We start from the raw sequence: 19,628 nt of genomic DNA, 5'->3' as shown, positions 1-19,628 counted from the left end.
TTGTTAGTACTCTGATCTTAGTCGTGTTCAGTGCTGCGATGCATGGCTATAGAGCGGCAATGGCCCAATCATCGCAGTTTTTAGATAAGGAGCTTAGCAGTGTATTGTACACAGTTGCACTGGGCAACGGTCTGCCTATAGCAACCGAAAAAGCCGATGAACTTGCCTACCAGATCTGGAATAACGGAAATTTAGTTACCCACTCTCAAAATACTCCTACAACACCAATCACAGATAGTGATGACGGATACTCCAACCAAAATTTTAATCGCCAGCGCTGGCGGGTTTATCGACAAACGTTAGTGAATAGCACAGTCATTATGGTTGCCCAGCCGTTGAACAACCGTGTACAGCTAACAGAGTCCCTGACCATTTCTGTGATAATGCCTTTTATCATTGCAGTGCCCATCTTAGCCTGCTTTATTTTCTTATCGGTTACAAGAGGCTTAAAACCCTTGAAGCAGCTATCGACGCGTTTACATCAACGTAAAGTGAAAGACCTTTCTCCGATTAGCTTGCCGCAAACACCAGCAGAAATGGAACCTGTAATGACAACATTAAATTCTATGTTTGGACGACTCCATGAAGCATTCGAACGAGAGCAACAATTTGCTTCCAATGCCGCTCATGAACTTCGAACACCTCTAAGCGTAATGAAAATCAACTTGCACAACCTTGAACAGGAAATGCCGGAAAATAAAGATAAATTACATGCGTTACAACACGATACAGATCGCATGATCCACGCTGTAAATCAAATATTGTTGTTAAGTCGTACGAGCCCTGAAACGTTCCAACTACAACTTGAGTCAGTAGACGCATTTAATGTCGCTCAAAAAGTCATTTCAGACATCTATTCAAAAATAGAAACAAAAGAGCAAGAAATAAGTTTAGAAGGTCATAGTGCCATTGTATTAAGTACAGAATTTGTGCTTTACACGCTACTCCAAAATCTCATCGCGAACGCAAATGCGTATTCACCACCAAAAGCCGATATTAAGGTCACGGTGAAAGCGCTCAAACACGCCGTCGTTATTAAAGTTGAAGACTCTGGCCCTGGTATCCCAGACAACGATAAACCCAGAGTACTACAACGTTTTTATCGCCATGCAAATGAAAAGAGTGACACCCACGGTAGTGGTTTAGGTCTGGCGATTGTTGGTCAAATCGTCGCTCTACACGACGGCGATATCACATTAGAAAACTCAACCTTGGGAGGAGTAAAAGTTGCAATATTCTTACCTCTAAGGGAGTCTATTCCTCAATGATTCGCAACAGGTGGCTAGGGTATGTTTTAACACTTACGATCTGTATTTTTGCCACAAATACGGGGGCTTCTCCTCTTCCCGAACATTTCATAGAGATTAAACAAAATCTGTTTGTTCCAGAAGTGATCCATATACCGGCAAATCAAAAAGTAAAATTAACCTTTATCAATCACGATCCTACACCTGAAGAAATTGATAGCTTTGACCTTAACCGAGAGAAAGTTATTTTTGGAAATAGCCGAGGCACTATATTTGTCGGCCCTTTACCAGCAGGGAAATATAATTTTTTTGGCGAATATCATCCTAACAGTGCAGTCGGTGTTGTAATCGTCGAGAAGGAAAATCGCGATGCTCATTAATACCGTCATTTTATTTATACGGGACACTCTGCCCATTTTTTTGCTTTTTACGTTGTTGTTATTACAAGTCGGTGTACAAGTTAGAACTCTGGTGTTGGGAACAGTTGGTGGATTGGGTGCGGTGTTCTTACTGTATTTCAATCTAGATAAAATATCAGTAATATCAGGCGGTGCAGGCCTTGAATTACTAAAGGTAGTTGCGCTGGTACTTGTACTATTGTTACTTTGTGAACATTACCGCAGACAATTTCTCCAACCGTCACCCACTTACAAAATAATTACAGCTCTCCTCCTCGCTTTAATAACACTCGTCAATGCAATCCACTTTTTGATTTATTCCATTTCGTATTGGCATACTAATAACAGTGATACAGGAGTGCTAATGGGTACAATTATTGGCCTCGGTATTAGTACCAGTTTGTGTATCTTGCTTTATCTAATTTTGGTCAACAACAAAATCTACTGGCCCAAAAGAGCATTGTTACTGGTTTTCAATGCTGGACAAATAGCGACAATCGCAACATTACTAGAACAAACTAATGTGCTTGAAGATCAGAATCGCATTTGGAATTCTCGCGCGTTTATTGCTGATAATAGCGAATACGGCCATTTACTTAACGTACTTGTTGGTTATGAAGCTACGCCAACCTATGCCTATATTTTGTTTTATTTTATTACTATTTTCCTCCCCGTAATCTATACGCGCCTGTTTTTTATACCTGCCATTTTTCGTTTCCCTAAATCGAGGTCTCTATGAGAGTTATTTGCAGCTTTCTGCTTTTTATGAGTGCCATTCCAAGCTTGGCTATCGCAGACAATTTTATTGTCGACAGAGTCTACCACCCCTACGTGATGCCTTTTGAGCGAGAATTTGAATGGCGTTTGACCTCTCGTCAAAATGACCAAGGCAACATTCTTATGCAACGAGTTTCATTCGGTCACGCGGTATCTGAAAAAGCGATTTTAGAAGCCTACATAGTAGGAGCGAGAGATGAACAAGACAATTTTGGTATGAATTCTTATGAATTGGAACTGCGTTGGATGTTGACAGAACAAGGGCAATATTGGGCCGATTGGGCAACCTTATTCGAAATAGAAAAACAACACAACACAAACGATTGGGAAGTGAAAGCAGGCATACTAACCGAAAAAGAGTTTGGGAAATATAGTCTAACGACGAATATCGCTTTAGTTTATGAATGGGGCGAAACGGTGGAAGACGAAATTGAAGGTGAATTTAAAATGAAGTTTCGCTACCGCTGGATGCCGGAAGTACAACCTGCCGTCGAATTTTATATGGCTGAAAATTTTATTGGGGTCGGACCTGCGTTCATGGGAATTCGTCGGTTTGACCACAATCGTCAACTCAAATGGGAAGCCGCATTTATTTCAGGTATAAACGGAGACAACAAAGACCACACACTACGATTGTCTATGGAATATGAATTTTAAATCAATGTTGTCAAATTTTCTGCTAATACGAACAGTCAAATGTATAAACCGCGTTCCTTCAACACAAAAGAGCCATGTTACGTCAATGTATCACTGAATTCATAGACTTTTTTGCCCCATTGAACAAAAATCAATGCACACGTTCCAACGTTTTTGTTTACACTGTAAAAAAATACAAAAACCGTGTGGACGCGCTTTTTCATGTCTCAGGCTCAAACTGATTCACCCCTTTCTTTTTCAGCATTAGTCAAATTACTCGGACCTGGTATCTTAATGGCAACCGCCGCAATCGGTGGCAGTCATTTGGTGGCTTCGACCCAAGCGGGCGCAAAGTTCGGTTGGCAATTGGTTGGATTAATTTTCTTGGTGAACGTGCTCAAATACCCGTTTTTCAGGGCGGGTGTCACTTACACCATTAGCAGTCGTCAAACCATTCAGTACGGCTATCGAGAATTAGGTAAAGGCTATCTCGCGACAGGGTTTATTCTGAACCTCATCGCTTCCGTGGTTAACTCCGCAGCCCTTTTGTTGTTTTCCGCCAGTTTATTAGGCTATTTTTTACCCTTTACACTGCCCATGACCGCGCTCGCCGGCATTGTGCTAGCCAGCATACTCATTTTACTCATTGCCGGTCATTACCAAGCGCTAAACCGCGCAGCCAAGGTCATCATGGTTGTGTTAGTTGTGGCTACGGTCGGTGCAACCATTATGGCAGCACAAGCTCCTGCAGCACCCAGCGATTTTGTTTCTCCCTCACCTTGGACGCTCGCCACAATCGGTTTTTTAGTTGTCACTATGGGCTGGATGCCCGCCCCAATCGAAATATCTGGCATTACGTCGTTGTGGCTGAAACAGCAGTGTAAAAAACAACACGTCACACCGCAGTCGGCTTTATTTGACTTCAATTTGGGGTACGTTACAACTTTGCTACTGGCGTTGGTTTTTCTCGCCTTAGGCGCATTAGTGTTACATGGTTCAGGCGAAACGCTCGCGACTAGCGGCATTGGCTTTTCGCATCAACTGGTTAACCTTTATGCCAGCACCATTGGTGAATGGTCGCGATACCTTATCGCTTTGGTGGCATTTTTGTGTATTTTTGGTTCCGCTTTAACTGTGTACGACGGATACTCACGCGCGCTGGCTGAGGCATTTTCTTTACTCAAAGGAGAAAATACTTATTCGGAGCGAGTGTTTGTTATGTGGCTCTCCTTCGTTGCGGTTGTGAGCTTTATTATTCTTTTGTTTTTTAAATCGGCTCTATTAGCAATGCTGAGCTTTGCTATGACGTTGGCGTTTGTCACTACGCCTATGTTTGCGTGGTTGAATCACAAACTCGTGTCTAGTTCTGATATTGAACCCACGGTAAAAGGCGGGAAATGGCTACAGTGGTTGAGTTACGCTGGGTTACTTTATTTGTTTGGTTTTCTCGCTGTATTTATTGTTTGGAAGTGGTTTCTATAGCCAAATTCAGTGCTCCTACGCGCAGTAAAAGCAACTGACAGTACCATTAAAAAACGGTGTCATCGCTTTGATAACACCGTTTTTATTCCCCTTGTACCTATTCTATTTATTATCCATCAACGCGTTGAGTTTCTGAATTAGCTCTTCAGAGACGATATTTCCGTTGCGTACCCACACCTGAACGCCGTGAGCAGGAACAGCAGCATTAAGGGGTTGGCCAGCGGTAATCACTTGGCGTGCGCCTGATAATTGCTCCTGCCACTCTCCCGCTTGCATGCCTTCACTAATCACATAAGAATCGGCTTCATCACCTTTATTTAACAGTACCAAGGCGGTTTGCGCAGTATCTTGGTCTTGTAACACCCGATAAAAGGCTGCGCGATCACCTTCAAGTGTCAACATCACCTGCAAACCTTGTTGTAATGCTGGCGTCACTTTACGCACATTCGCAATACGCGTTAATGCTTGATAAATGGGGTGACTCGGCGCGGCATCGATGTTCGCTTGACCATAATAATTGCGATTACCCACATGCTCAGCTGTACCTCGCATAAACCCAACTTCAGAGCCTTGGTACACGACTGGTATACCGCGTGCAGTGAAAAGCCAGTTGTGGGCATCAATAAAACCATTGTCTGACGCGTTCATACGCGCCATGTCGTGGTTATCGTAAAACGTTGTCAGGTCGTACACATTATTATATGGCCCGTGCATTAAATACAATGCGCTGGCTAACTCGGCGTAATCACTGTCTGGGTTTTCAAAAACACTCACCATCGCCTTTTGCATTGGGAAGTCCAATACCGAGATGTTACCGTTCTTTGGTAAAGTGTGTTGGGCGATAAAGTTTGCATCGTACTGGAAGCTTTCACCGAACATATAAAAGTTGGGGTATTGAGCGCGAATACGGTCAGACATCAAACGCCAAAACCCATGAGGTACATGGCGTATGGTGTCAATGCGAAACGCATCCGCGCCTTGGCTGATCCAATACAAGTAGCTGTTAATCAAGTAATCTTGCACGTCAGGGTTGGTTTCATCCAAATTTGATAGCTGCATCAAATCAGGGAAATCATGATAAAAGGCGTGCAAAGGGTTTGATTTATCTAGGTCTTCAGGCTTGAGGTTACTGTGATCCGCCACTAATTTGCCTTCGGCGTCGTACAATTCACCAAACCCAGGTTGGTCTACTGCCATCGTAAAGCTCGGCGAGCCATGGTTTGCCACAATATCGAACACACTTTTGAGACCAAATTTTTCGCGCATGGTGGCGGTGTAATCTTTATAGCTCAAGTTTTCACTCACCAAATGCTCATCGGCAACGTAGAAATTGGTAGCCCAATAACCGTGATAACCTGTTTTACCGCCATCTTTAAAAGCGCCGCCAAACTCGATAGGTTCACCTCCGGTAAAGGCTTCATCAGGGTTATCAACCACAGGCGTTAACCATACGGCGGTAAAGCCCATATCTGCGATAAATTGAGCGTTGTCCAACACGCCTTGTAAATCGCCTCCCATGTAACCAACGTTGGCGTGCTGCCCATCCGGCCCGTCTAATCTCAGGTTAAAGGTAGGATGCTCGCCGCCTTGATCTTCATGATTATTCGAAGGATCACCGTCGACAAAACGGTCGGTCATAACAAAGTAAATGGCTTCTTTGGCAAACGCTTCATGAGTACCGTAAAAACTGGGCACTTTGTCATTGGAATCTGGCGAAGTGGTACTCGCACAAGCAGATAAACCTGCGGCGATTAATGCAACACTGATTGAATGTAATTGGGTTTTCATACTCACTCACCTAGATATTGTGCGTTGTGTGTTGGTCTTGCTCTTTTACAAAGAACACCGCAATGGCCCCACAAATCATGGATGCACCTGCTACCAAAATGATGTACTTGGCTTCATTATTGAAGACTTCACTTAATATCCAACCCGACACTAGCCCTGAGACAATTTGTGGTGCCGCAACCGTGAAGTTAAAGATCCCCATATAAACGCCCGTTTTATTGGCAGGCAGTGAACCGGCCAACATAGCGTATGGCATTGCCAAAATGGCTGCCCACGCAATACCAATACCAATCATGGGTAATAATAGTTTTACTGCACCAGCAGGCACCGTGACTTGCGTGATCAGCAAGTTAACGTCCATGGGAGTGAGGTCTTGGAACAACATAAAGCTGGCATAACTCACGCCACCGAGAATCAATGAACCAGCATAGATTTGCTTACGGCCAAATTTGTCAGCTAGGCGCGCAAGAAACACAGAAAACACTGCTGCAAATACCGAGTAAGCGGCAAACAAAATACCTACCCAATCTCCTGCTGCGCCTTTTGCAGCAATGATATGTGCAGGCACTTCACTTACAGATTGCAAATAGGCCGGATCAAACCATTTCACATCCACATTCCAGATGTGCTGGGTGATCGCTGGCATGGTGTAAACCCACATAATAAACAAGGCAAACCACGAGAAAAATTGCACCACAGCCAACTGTTTCATGGTTTTTGGCATGTTCACCACCAAAGACCAAAAAGCGTCTTTTTTCTCTTCGCCTTTTTGAGCCTCGGTGTCTAACCCTTTGTAACGGTTGTAGTCTTCAGGCGCATATTCTTTGGTTCTGAACACGGTCCATAATACCGAGCCTAAAAGAATGGTTGCCCCAAGATAAAATGCCCACACCACAGAAGGGGCTACCTCACCAACCTTTGCGGTATTGTCTAAACCAATCACATTGGTAAGCACGAAAGGCAAAATAGATCCCACCACTGCCCCAATGTTAATCAGTAGGGATTGCACCGAATAGCCAATATTGCGCTGACTCCCCGGTACCATGTCTGATACCAAAGAACGAAATGGCTGGAAGCAGACATTGAATGAGGCGTCCATCAATGCCAGCATCATGGCGCCAAATAGCATGGGTGCCATAAAGGCCACGAATAACGGCGCGTTTGGCATTAACAACATGCCAATTGCAGCGGCGATCGCACCGGCAAGAATAAACGGACGGCGACGGCCTAAACGATTCCAAGTGCGGTCGGAAGCGGCCCCTACCATAGGTTGAACAATGAGGCCCATAATAGGCGCGACAAGCCAGAACAAAGATAAAGAATGAAGGTCTGCCCCGAGGTCAGAAAGAATTCGGCTTACGTTGGCATTTTGCAGAGCAAAGCCAAACTGCACACCGAGGAAGCCAAAGCTGACATTCCAAATTTGCCAGAAACTTAATTTTGGTTGTGATTGCTGCATAGAAATCTCTTAATTATTATTGTTCCAGTGTCCACACAGTGGCACTTCTTGCTGGAAGGGTTAACGAATCACCTAAGGCGACTCGTTCTCCTGACGCCAATTGAGTGGCGGCTTTATAGCCTTTCAAATTTTCATCAAATCGCGCTAAGTCTAGCTCAAGGGGCTGATTTTGCTTATTAATAATAACCATCACACGGTCTGACTTGTGACGGCGAAAATACACATACGCCCCCTCTTCTGGTGAATAATGCACCAGATCACCTCGACCAATAGCTGGATGTTGTTGGCGCATCTGTAACAGCGCTTTAATACGATTTTGCGCATACACTTGCTGTTCAGATAGCCCTTGTTGAGTAAAGGCGTTTTGTTTGTCACCCAACCAACCACCGGGGAAATCTTGTCGAATAATGCCGTGATCTTCTGTTCCCGGATTCGCCATAAGAATCTCAGTACCGTAGAAAACTTGTGGAATACCTCTGGTGGTCAGTATAAATGTCATGGCCATATTCCAAAGTTCAAGATCTTCATCTAACTGAGTGAAGATACGGCTCATATCGTGATTGTCGGCAAACACCACCAGGTTGTACGGGTCGCCATAAACAAAGTCAGTTGCCAGTACTTCATACAACTGTCGTAATCCGGTAGCCCAATTTTCTTCGTTCTTCAACGACTGCACTAACGCGGTTTGCAATGGAAAATCCATCACACTTGGCAATGCACTTTGGTAGTCATCACGACGAGGAGTACCCGCTTGCCAGTAAGACGTAATAATCGGGTTTACCGACCATTCCTCGCCCACAATATTCAGGTTTGGGTACTCGCTCATCAAGCGCGCCGTCCACTGAGACAAGAAGTCTTTGTCAGAATACGAGTAAGTATCGACGCGTATGCCACTTAAATCGGCATATTCCACCCACCAAATGGCATTTTGGATCAGGTAGGTCGCCAATTGAGGGACCTGTTGATTCATGTCTGGCATGGTAGGAACAAACCAACCGTCGCTGAATGCTTGTTGATCTGCCTGTGTACCGTGAGGGTCGTGTAATGCTTCACGGCGGTGAGTAGTTTGCACGAAACTGTCTGTGTGGTGGATCCAGTTTTTACTCGGCAAATCCTGCATCCATGGGTGTTCGCTACCAATGTGATTCAAGATCACATCCATAATTATGCCGATACCATGGGCTTTGGCCTGTTGGCTTAGTTGCTGGTAGTCTTGATTAGAGCCAAAGCGTGGGTCGATGCGATAATAATCTGTGGTGGAGTAACCGTGATATGAGTAACTGTCCATGGCGTTTTCTAACAACGGCATGGTCCAAATCTGAGTAAACCCCATGTCTTGAATGTAATCTAGATGCTGTTCAATACCAGCAATATCACCTCCGTGACGACACCCTTTACAGTCTCTGTCTAGCGTATCTTTGTAGGGCGCGACTTCATCGTTTTCTTTATCGCCGTTGGCAAATCGGTCTGGCGTGATCAAATAAATCGCATCAGAAGGCGAAAACCCTTGGCGCAGCGCCGACTGGGGGCGACGTGCCGCAAGTTCGTATTCCATGCTCGCCACCTGCCCGTTAGGCCAGGCAAAGGTGAGAGTCATGGTCCCCGCATTCGCATTAGCCAAATCCAGGTCGATAAACGCATAGTTCGGATTATCCAAACTATCAACATTCACTATGCGTACGCCGGGATAATTTACGCGAACGTTTGCATTCGCGATGTCAGGATGATGCACCATGAGTTGCACCGTTTCTTGTTTCATACCCACCCACCACGAAGGTGGAGAAACTTCCAATGCACATGCGGCGCTAGAACAAAAGATAGCACTCAGTGCAATGACCGCAGATTTTGCTGGCCAACAAAAGGAAAAACGCATTGATTGGGCTCCAATTACCAGTTGATAAGCGTTGCTGAAATTAACCACACCGCGTTATCAGAATAGAACGTCCTTATTCGTGTTAATGGGACGTTAACATACAGTGGATAGTACCTGTCTAGTGTAAACAGACCAACCACATGCATACGTATTCAAAATGAATCTGTGTATTTAACCATCAGGTACCAGTGCATCACGGCACAAAATTGGCTCGTGTACAATGAAAAGGGAGCCAATGCCCCCTTTTCAATTCTCATTTAGTGAACAGTTAACAACTGGACCTGCTGATAATTGTACTGGGTGTCGAGGGTTAACCGCTGCGCTTGTTTATCCCACTGGAATTCCACCTGATGACCATTTAACTCCACTTTTGTAGGTGTTTTGCGTAACCCGTGGATCACCCACTGAATATGTCGAGTTTGTGGCATACCTATGTAGCTACCTTCGCTAGTCAACGACAGTTCAAACCCCTTAGTCTTATACTCTGCCGCAAAATGCAACTCACTGTATGTCCCTTGTGAGATAGACAAAGGTGACTTACCGTCATCATCATAAAGGGTATAAGCTGAGTTGGCTTTATCTGGGTTAACCCAGTAATGCATGACCAATTCTGAACCGTCGTAATCGGCAGTGCGATTTATAGATGGTGTCATGGGCACAAAACTGCCCGCTTTTACCCATACCGGCAAGGTTGCATCGGTTAACGGATAGTTGACCATGCGGTCGCCTAAATAGCGCTTACCACTGAAAAAGTCGAACCATACGCCCGGCGGCAAAGCCACAGCCCATTCGGTTTGATGCGGTGTAGTAACTGGTGAGACTAAAAACGCATCACCCCACATATAACTTGCTGATTGTGTGAACCATTGGTCCTCAGATTGGCTCATAGCGAGTGGCCGCATCAAGGGCAAACCCATTAAGCTATTTTGGTAGGCCAAGGAATAATTGTACGGCAACATAGCATAGCGCAACTTAATAAAGTCTCTCACTATCGATTTTACCGGATCGGGGTGGAAAATAGGCTCAGGGGCAATGGCTTCTTGGGCATGAGGGCGAAACACAGGTGAAAACACGCCAAACTGCAACCAGCGTAGGTATAGCTCTGGGTCGAAGGCCTCCCCTCCAGCAAACCCGCCTAGATCAGAATGCGTATACGCTAAACCAAACACACTCATTTGCAACGCAAGTTCCACCTGAGGTTGTAAACCTCCCCAACTGCGACTGACATCTCCCGTCCACGGGATCATGCCATAACGCTGGCTACCAGCAAAACCGGCACGCATCAATATAAAGGGGCGCTGTTCGGGTTGTAATTCCCGTAGCCCTTGGTACACCATTTTGGCCCACTGATGCCCATAGGCATTGTGAACGGCATCGCCGCGCACTTTTTGTGAATTCCACAAATGTAAACTGTCATCTGGGTGCACTTCAGGCTCACCTAAATCTCCCCACCAGCCAGCTACGCCTTGTTTAGCCAGCTTCTCATAAAACTGCCAAAACCAGTCTTGGGCTTGGGGGTTAAACACATCGACTAACCCCGTATTACCGAAATAGAAATCAAATCGATAAGGGGAGCCGTCCTGTTGTGTAACTAACGCTTCAGCGTCAACCGCGCTCTCCCATTGTTTCGACGTGCTAAGAATAAACGGCTCTGTGATCACCACCGTATTGATGTGATCATCGCGTAATTGCGCAATCATCCCTTCAGGGTCGGGAAACGTATCGCGGTCCCAATCAAGGTTACCCATGTGGCCTTTCACATCTTTACCAAACCAGTAAAGGTCGAGAACAATACCGTCTAAAGGAATATCTTGCTGGTCGAATGCTTTAGCCACGGATACCACTTCATCTTGAGTATGATAGCCAAACCGTGAGGCAAAGTTCCCCAGCGCCCAGCGCGGCGGCAGCGGTTGGGTGCCGGTTGTTTTTACCGTGTTGGTAACGGTATTGGTGAGGTTTTCTCCCAAAACCACGATATAGCTGGCACTGCCGCCCTTGGCTGAAAACGCCAATTCGTTCGCATTAGTCGCCCCTATATCCAACTCGCCACTGGCGGTATTGTCAAAGATAACGCTATAACCTAAAGATGACATCACAGCCGGCAAGCCGTAATACATTTGATTAGACTCAGTGGTATAGCCATAGTGGGCGCGGTTGTAGAGTGGCATTTTGTGGCCGCGACGATCCATACCCAGTACCCGTTGGCCACCACCGTACAAACGCTCGCCGCTTTGCAATTGCATACCTAAAGCAACAATATCGTCTGCCACAGATAATCCGGAAGATTCCGAAAGCCTCAACTGGTTATCCAAATAATAGGATAGCTGCAAAGACGCTTTGTCGATGTGTACATCGGCAATGCCTGCGTCTAAAACAATCTGACTATCGGTTTCAACAACGGTGACCATAGGTGGTGTGGAAGCTTCGTCAGCCAAAGCCTGTGAAGGGAGATTATTAGAGCCGGGTTGGGTCATCGTCACGCTAAATGCCTGATTGGCTAGCGCGTGGATAGTCAGTGTTTTATCGCCTTCTTTAAGAGTAAGTACATTGTCTTTAAGGCCATATGTGTCCACTGCCGCAAACGTCGCCGACGGTGTTAAAACCGCAACCAGGAATAAGCCTGATACGGCACGCTTAAAAGTCGACGAGATCACCGTATTCAATGATAATTTCTGCACGATCATCTCACTCCTACTTCTCAAGGGTGTACACAACTGAGCCTAATGGCGGTAGTGTCACACTGACTTGCCCACCCTGCCCGTCAACGAGCAACGCGTTGTTGCCAAACGCAGTATTGAGCTGTTCTGTTAACTCATACTCGCCTTCAGACAATTGCCAGTTTTTGATTAGCGACAACGGCAACGCAAGGGTGACATTAGCACTGGCTGCGGCATCAAAATTCGATGCAACTATCACATGTTGGCCTTCAGACCATCGAGCAAACGCAAATTGAGATTGAGAGTAATCACTGCCAGCGGCCAAACTCTCATCGTGTAAGCTTTGATACTGCCCTTTCATAGCAGGATACTGGGCTGAAATGTTCAAAACGCGCTTATAAAAATTGCGTAGGGCTTTTTCTTCCGTACTTAACTGACCGCCATCAAACGCTCCATTATTCATCCAACGCTGATGAGCCGGTACGCCAGCATAATCAAAAATAGTGGTACGAGTGGGGTCGCCAAATCCGGTTTCTTCGCTGCCGTCTTCGCCCACTTCCTGACCAAAATACAACATGGTTGGTGAGCGGCTGATTAGCGCAGAGACCACCATGGCAGGTTTGCCTTTTTCTGCACTACCGGCAAAATCTGGAGACGCAATGCGCTGCTCATCGTGGTTTTCCAAAAAGTGCAGCATATGGCTGTCTATATCGGCCATGGAGGTTTGAATAGCAGCTAACGCGGCCGTATCGCCCTTCCCTTGCATCACCGCTTTTAGCGAGTCGTAAAATTCTACTTTGTCATACAGGTAATCCATTTTCCCCAAACGCAGATAGTCTCTGTACAAATGCGGTTGATACACTTCTGCCAGTAAAAATGCATCGGGATTCTTGCTCTTAATCGACGAGTTTAAATAAGACCAAAACTCCACCGGCACCATTTCTGCCATGTCATAACGGAAGCCATCGACACCTTTATCCAGCCAATATTGAGTAATGTCGCGGAATTTCTCCCATGAGTCAGGTACGTCTTTATCCTGCCAAAAAGCGGCATGAGCGTGGTAATCTTGCTCATCAAAACCTTCGGGTAATAACGGAAAGTCCTTGCTACCGTCGGGTTTTATCCCGTAATTCACTTTCACGGTTTCGTACCAATCATTGGCATCAGGTTGTGCTTCGCGCGAGCCGTTACCCGTCCACTTAGCAGGGTTTTCGTCAAAATACCCATCTGCTAGAGGATGAGATTCACCGCCCAATGGCTGGTAGCCATTCTTACTCTCAGGCACGACAAACTTCTCGCCAACCACATAATAAAAGTTGTTGTCACGGTTATATGCAACACTGGTGTCGTCATTGGCGCCAAAATCACTTGTGCCTGCTGGATGAGACAGTGAATGATAATCACGGGCAACGTGGTTTGGCACAATATCAATGATCACTTTCATCCCATGAGAATGGGTACGGTCGATAAGTGCTTCAAATTCTGCTAAGCGCTGGGCAGGGTCGACTGCCAGATCAGGGTTCACATTGTAATAGTCTTTTACTGCATAAGGAGAGCCTGCCCGACCTTTTACTACATCTGGGTCGTCATTACTGATCCCATATTGGGTGTAATCGTGAATTACCGCATGATGAGGAACACCGGTGTACCAAATATGTGTGGTTCCGAGCTCTTTGATCCCTTCTAACGCCTCGTCTGTAAAATCGGCAAACTTACCCACCCCGTTTTCGTCAATGGTACCCCACGGTTTATTGGTGGTATTAGTATTGCCAAACAAACGGGTGAACACTTGGTAAACCACAGGTTTGCCCGCTTGCGGTACTTCTATGTGTTGAGAAGTTGATAGTGTAGAAGACACGGAAGACTCGTTAGTTTCTGTGTTGGGAGTACACCCTAACGATAGTGCAGTTAACACCGCAAGTGAAACCTTGTTAACTGCGTTAGCAAAACGAAAATGAGGCATGTTTTACATCCTGAAAACCAAAACTTGGTCCAAGCATAACGGTTAACAGGATGTTAAAACACATGCATACGTATTCAGCCGTGAAATTTCATTTATTACCGCTGAACACCAGTGCAGATTCAATTGTATTAGAGCGATTTCTTTTTGAACGTTTTAACGGCCTTAACTAAGCGCTCATCGTCTTGTGGGTCGATTTGAGCAATAAGGCCTTTTGCTTGTTCAATATCTTTATTGAGCACGAGAATTTGTGCCAAACGCAATCGTGCCCAGTTTTTTTCCGGTAAACCTGCGTCTTCGCCCCATTCTTCACTTAAGTAAGTTTCCAACGCCTTTTGTGCATCCGAAGAATAAGAGTTAGCTAATACGGCATTGCGGCCCAATTGGTATAAGGCACGTAGTTTGTATGCTGCGCTGGTCTCATCTTCAAGTTCCGTGGCGATAGCCGTTTTGAAAGCAGCAGTGGCTAGGTCATAAGACTCCTGTTCCTGCAATGCAATTCCTTGCATATAAGGTATTTCAGGCACAGGCCCTAATGCCTTACTCGCCTCGGCAATCAAAGCCTCGGCATCGCCTTCTTCATTATCTAACGCAATAGAAATGAGCGCGCGATAGCCTTCGCGTTCATCCAAAGTTTTAATATGTTCAGCAACCTTAATGGCTTTTTCAATACTACCGCCTGCAATGCCAGGAGCATTCTGATAAAACCCGAACAAACCGTTTTGGTAAACAATTTCAGATGGTTCTAATTGCGCAGCTTTTTCGAAAGACTCTAATGAATCACTAGCATGAGACAAAGCAGAAAACACGCTGCTAGTCGCCAGTATCGCGTGAACACGGCCACGCAAATACCAAAGCTGTGCAGATTCAGGATAGTCATCTACGCCGTCATCGACTAGGTCCTCTAGCCTGTCTGGATCTTGTTCTAATAAAAACTGGAGTATCGGTTTGTTAAGTGCAGATGCACTCAATTGCACTAGTGCCGCAGCATTACCTTCTTTTTCTGACGATTGTTCCCATTGTTGTTTGAACACATCAATGGTCATTTCTTGGGCTGATAAACTTCCCATGCTTAACACGCCACACAATAAAATAACCGAACCAAATCGCATACCTGAATTCCTTTGATGATAAATTTTGGTCTTATTTTGTACTCATAGGTTAGGGTTAGCCTGTGCCTAAAGTCACGGCTAAAAATGTATCAATATGTAAAGCAATGAGTTACACCATGGCTTCAGGTGGTGAAACGAAAGACTAAAAAGCACAAAACGGGCTTGTAGGCCCGTTTTGCAGTATTGGCTGATCCAAATGTGTTAGTAGGTTGGCCAACCACTTGAATCCCAGTTTAGGGTACTGATCAATAATTTTGGTGTACCGCTGTCGGTTGCATCATAAGCGTGACGAACCATCACGTCGGTATTCAGTATGTCTTGACCACCAGGCCCTACCCATGTGCTATTGCCCGCATCAAGAGTACTGCCGCCACTATTCAACATATCCACGCCATTTTTATCCAAATAAGGGCCTCTAATGTCAGTAGAACGGCCGTAAACGATGTTGTAAGTACTGTCGACTCCGCTGCAACACATGCCCACTGAAACAAATAGATAGTAATAACCTTGACGATAGACAATAGTGGGGGCTTCAATACCACCTGAGCGTGCAGCCAAACTGTACATTTCCCCAAAAGGTTTCATGGTCATGGGGTTAACTCGCATTAATTTAATGCCTGAATTCCACGAGCCGAATGCCAACCAAGGCGCGCCGTCTTCAGCAATAACGAGGTCAGGGTCAATGGCGTTGTAATCGTTGCTGTTTGTGGTGTTGATCACAAGACCTTCATCTTGCCAATCACCGGCTGCGACTGATGAAGCTGACGCTAAACCAATGGCAGAAACACGAGAGCCGAAAGTAGAAATAGAGTAATACAACCACGGCGTACCGTTGTAGTACTTTAATTCCGGTGCCCATACGTCAAGACCGTCGTGGTCTGGCACATAAGAACTCCACCAGCTTAGTCCGCTAGGAAAAATAGCTGCCGCACCAGACCAATTTACGCCGTCAGAGGAGTATTTACCGTAAATACCCGGGCCAGTTTGAAAAATCCACCAGGTGCCGTTTTCATAGCCGATGGTAGGATCATGGGTCACCAAGTTACCAGTCAACGGCCAATGATTGGGGCTGCCGCCTGTAGTTGAAGGGTCCCAAGGTGCAGATTCAACATCTGCCAGCTTAGTGAGTTGCCAGTGCTGAGCGTCGCCTCCCCAATAGCCCCATTGTGCAATGTTGGCACCATCTGAGGTATCAAAGTTATACAAATCCAAGGCTTTGCCACTGTTACGGTTAATCAAACTGTAATAGCCATCACTTTGTTGTGTGATGGTCCATTGCTGACCAGCGCCTTCAATATACTCGTACTGCACTACATTGCCACCATCGGCTGTAGACCATTCGTAAACTTCCAGTGCTTTGCCACTATTAAGATTAATGACAGAGTAATAGCCATCTTCGGTTTGAGTAATGATCCAACGTTGGGTGTTATGTCCATTTGACGGCCACTGCTGCACATTCGCACCGTCACTGCCCAATGCATTAACCACCTCTACGGCCTTGCCACTGTGTTTAGAGGTTATCGTATAAACTCCATTATCAATGGCGATCGCATGGCTGCTTATTGCCAAAGAGGCCAATAATAGGCTGTGTTTTTGATAGCGCTTCAAGCGATGTAAACAAGGTTGCAGCCACAGTGCAAAACGATGGCGCAGTTGAACGGTGCTTTTCATTGTTGTCTCCTGAGTGTGACGAGTTAAAGGGTGGTTAATCTTTATTTGTAATATTTTATTATGTTAATACCATATAGTATTTTTGTAACAGATCAAGATAGGTATTTACTTTTTCAATTGATACTTATTATCATTAGAGGTCTAAAACGCAGTAAAAGATAACGCAACCCTGAACAAAACAGAGGTCGAGGCATTTTTTCTTTGAAGATATTGAAAATGTGCCTGATAATCAGCGATGTGTTTATCGGTTTTAAGAAAAGGACATTCTGCATTGACACAATTATCTTCTGTGCCAGACCAAGCATTTGACTGGTATGATGAATATACCCACGGCGATATTAGCCATCGCGTTTTTATGACACGTGTAAGCACGCTGTCTGCTGACACGACACCTATGAACCTTGCCTGCCCCAATGGCGAGAACACAGACTACATAGCTGGCAACGACCCAGATATACTGACAACCTATCGAACGTTTTCTTCTCCCGAAGGGCATGGTCAAGGTAAAGGGTATTGGGTGTCTCCGCGCAATATTGCTGAAAAACGCCCCGCTGTGCTTGTACTTCACGAACAGGGTGGCCTAACCCCGTACATTAAAAACATTGCACGTAAACTGGCGAAGGCCGGTTACATTGCATTTGCCCCTGACGCACTGCATTCACGTGGAGGCTATCCGGGTAATGAAGAAAGTGGCATTAAATTAACCCAAGCGTTAAACCAAGACAGCATTGTTCACGACTATATGGCCGCCATTGACTTTGTTCAGGCACAAGATAATACAACAGGTAAGGTTGGTCTGATTGGATTCGGTTTTGGTGGGGAATTAGCAAATACTATTACAACCCGTGCACAAGCAAACATCAGCGCGGTTATCTCGTTCAACGGTACGCCTGAAAAAATAGGTAACCACGAGCAAATTCACGTCCCGCTGCTCTTTCATTTTGCCGAGCACGATATCCAAACCCAAACAAAATGGTTAACTTACCAAGGTCAGTTAACACAAAAGGCTGTGCCTTTTAATGCCTATCACTACCCCAAAACACACCACGGTTTCCACAATACGGCGACGCCATATTTTGATAACGACGCCTCGGTATTAGCGTGGGATCGCACATACCAATTTTTGCGGGAAAAGCTCTGCGACGGGAATTAACTTAAATAGCATTGCGTTTGTTTTACTTCGCCCCCACACTAGCAAGTAATCTATTTGCGAAAGAGAAGTGACAATGAAAAAGGACGTAAGCTTAGCATGGGAAGATAGACGCCAACCTCGCACACAATCCCGCGACGGCGATCATCGCTCTCCTTATCAGCGCGATAAAGCAAGAGTCCTTCACTCCGCGGCATTTCGCCGCTTACAAGCCAAAACTCAAGTGTTGGGTGTTGGCTTGTCTGATTTCTATCGCACGCGTCTCACTCATTCACTCGAAGCAGCACAAATAGGAACCGGTATTGCTGCGCAGTTACAAGGGAAGTACCCAACGCTAACCGACGAGATTGGTCTAGACCCTCATCTCATTGAAACCTTGTGCTTAGCGCACGACATTGGTCACCCCCCCTTCGGTCACGGCGGAGAAATTGCGCTCAATTACATGATGCATGACGCGGGTGGCTTTGAAGGCAATGGGCAAACCTTTCGCATCGTTACGCAACTAGAACCTTATACCGCATCATGCGGCATGAATTTGAGCCGTCGTTCTATTTTGGGTTTAATTAAGTATCCTAATTTTCTCGATACCTTAACCAACACCGCTATTATTGCCGACAAACAGCCAGGCTTGCGTCAGGTTAAAGCGGATAAATGGCATCCACCAAAGGGCTTATTTCGATGCGATGAAGCCTTGTTTGATTGGGTCATTGCGCCCTTGTCTAAAGAAGACAAAGCGCGTTTCGTCGAGACCAAGTCAATCAGCGGCAAACACAGCAAAACTCAATACAAGTCGTTTGATTGCTCGATTATGGAATTGGCAGATGACATTGCCTACGGTATCCATGACCTCGAAGACGCGATTGTAATGGGCATGATTAACCGCTTAGATTTTGTCGAAGGACTACTGTCACCATTGGAGCAAATTGACGTACCAGGGTTATCTGGTTTACTCCAAGGAATGGACAAAAAGCTCTTTAGCAGTGAACATCACGAGCGAAAAAACGTGATTGGGGCATTGGTAAACTGTTTTATTACCGCTATCACCATTGTTTCTCAAGGCAAGTTTTCAAGCCCATTGCTGGAGTATCAAGCATCGTTGCCAGCACCCCACCAACAAGCTCTCGAATTGTTTAAGCAGTTTGTCTATTTCAAGGTCATTCGCAAACCCGAGGTTCAGTTACTCGAATACAAAGGCCAGCAAGTCGTTATGGAGTTATTTGAAGCATTTAGTTCTGATCCCAGCCGACTGTTACCAGAAAACACCCGAAAGCGTTGGCGAATCGCCGAAGAATCACACAACGGCCCCCGTGTGATCGCAGATTACATATCGGGCATGACCGATGAATTTGCCTCACGGCTTTATTCAAACATGTTTGTGCCCAAACGAAGTGGCCCTCATGATACGTTGAGTTTATAAC

The 19,628-nt window shown here is 45.6% G+C and carries 14 protein-coding genes; 7 read left to right on the top strand and 7 right to left on the bottom strand.

The window, feature by feature from the left end; translation table 11 throughout:
* The first annotated feature begins 59 nt into the window (after positions 1-59).
* From ACXAH6_RS13705 to ACXAH6_RS13685, 5 genes are all read left to right on the top strand, one after another.
* Positions 60-1,268 (top strand): sensor histidine kinase, encoded by a 1,209-nt coding sequence (locus ACXAH6_RS13705; RefSeq protein WP_474877680.1) that lies wholly within the window; start codon positions 60-62, stop codon positions 1,266-1,268.
* Positions 1,265-1,627 carry a cupredoxin domain-containing protein gene (locus ACXAH6_RS13700; RefSeq protein WP_474877679.1) on the top strand — a complete coding sequence of 121 codons (363 nt, stop codon included), beginning with the start codon at positions 1,265-1,267 and terminating at the stop codon, positions 1,625-1,627. The genes ACXAH6_RS13705 and ACXAH6_RS13700 overlap by 4 nt, the downstream gene beginning before the upstream one ends.
* On the top strand, positions 1,617-2,384 hold the full coding sequence (locus tag ACXAH6_RS13695; protein WP_474877678.1) for an FTR1 family iron permease: 768 nt from the start codon (positions 1,617-1,619) through the stop codon (positions 2,382-2,384). The genes ACXAH6_RS13700 and ACXAH6_RS13695 overlap by 11 nt, the downstream gene beginning before the upstream one ends.
* Positions 2,385-2,410: 26 nt before the next feature.
* Positions 2,411-3,079 carry a hypothetical protein gene (locus ACXAH6_RS13690; protein ID WP_474877677.1) on the top strand — a complete coding sequence of 223 codons (669 nt, stop codon included), beginning with the start codon at positions 2,411-2,413 and terminating at the stop codon, positions 3,077-3,079.
* Between the two features lie 201 nt (positions 3,080-3,280).
* Entirely contained in the window at positions 3,281-4,540 is a 1,260-nt protein-coding gene (locus ACXAH6_RS13685; protein WP_474877675.1) for an NRAMP family divalent metal transporter, read from the top strand.
* A gap of 102 nt (positions 4,541-4,642) precedes the next feature.
* On the opposite strand, the gene ACXAH6_RS13680 is transcribed toward ACXAH6_RS13685, so the two are convergent.
* The 7 genes from ACXAH6_RS13680 to ACXAH6_RS13650 all read right to left on the bottom strand — a co-directional run bounded on the left by ACXAH6_RS13680 (position 4,643) and on the right by ACXAH6_RS13650 (position 17,060).
* On the bottom strand, positions 4,643-6,328 hold the full coding sequence (locus ACXAH6_RS13680) for an alpha-amylase family glycosyl hydrolase (RefSeq protein WP_474877673.1): 1,686 nt from the start codon (positions 6,326-6,328) through the stop codon (positions 4,643-4,645).
* A 10-nt stretch (positions 6,329-6,338) separates the two neighbouring features.
* A complete protein-coding gene (locus ACXAH6_RS13675; RefSeq protein WP_474877672.1) occupies positions 6,339-7,787 on the bottom strand; it encodes an MFS transporter in 1,449 nt (482 codons plus the stop codon).
* 16 nt (positions 7,788-7,803) lie between these two features.
* The gene (locus ACXAH6_RS13670) at positions 7,804-9,660 is read right to left on the bottom strand and encodes a glycoside hydrolase family 13 protein (RefSeq protein WP_474877670.1); all 1,857 of its coding nucleotides are present in this window, start codon (positions 9,658-9,660) and stop codon (positions 7,804-7,806) included.
* A gap of 257 nt (positions 9,661-9,917) precedes the next feature.
* Complete coding sequence (locus ACXAH6_RS13665) at positions 9,918-12,338, bottom strand: TIM-barrel domain-containing protein (protein ID WP_474877669.1); 2,421 nt, start codon at positions 12,336-12,338, stop codon at positions 9,918-9,920.
* A 13-nt stretch (positions 12,339-12,351) separates the two neighbouring features.
* Positions 12,352-14,280: an alpha-amylase family glycosyl hydrolase gene (locus tag ACXAH6_RS13660; protein ID WP_474877667.1), complete on the bottom strand. Its 1,929-nt coding sequence runs from the start codon at positions 14,278-14,280 to the stop codon at positions 12,352-12,354.
* Between the two features lie 128 nt (positions 14,281-14,408).
* On the bottom strand, positions 14,409-15,389 hold the full coding sequence (locus ACXAH6_RS13655) for a tetratricopeptide repeat protein (protein ID WP_474877666.1): 981 nt from the start codon (positions 15,387-15,389) through the stop codon (positions 14,409-14,411).
* Between the two features lie 201 nt (positions 15,390-15,590).
* Positions 15,591-17,060 carry a family 43 glycosylhydrolase gene (locus tag ACXAH6_RS13650; protein ID WP_474877664.1) on the bottom strand — a complete coding sequence of 490 codons (1,470 nt, stop codon included), beginning with the start codon at positions 17,058-17,060 and terminating at the stop codon, positions 15,591-15,593.
* Positions 17,061-17,331: 271 nt separating this feature from the next.
* Between ACXAH6_RS13650 and ACXAH6_RS13645 the strand changes: the two genes are divergently transcribed.
* Complete coding sequence (locus ACXAH6_RS13645; RefSeq protein ID WP_474877662.1) at positions 17,332-18,213, top strand: dienelactone hydrolase family protein; 882 nt, start codon at positions 17,332-17,334, stop codon at positions 18,211-18,213.
* A gap of 73 nt (positions 18,214-18,286) precedes the next feature.
* Entirely contained in the window at positions 18,287-19,627 is a 1,341-nt protein-coding gene (locus ACXAH6_RS13640; protein WP_474877660.1) for an anti-phage deoxyguanosine triphosphatase, read from the top strand.
* Position 19,628 lies beyond the last annotated feature (1 nt).

This window comes from Alteromonas sp. ABE4_545 (assembly GCF_056161325.1).
The sequence above is the reverse complement of the archived record's forward strand: the minus strand, read 5'-3'. Positions and strand labels throughout refer to the sequence as shown.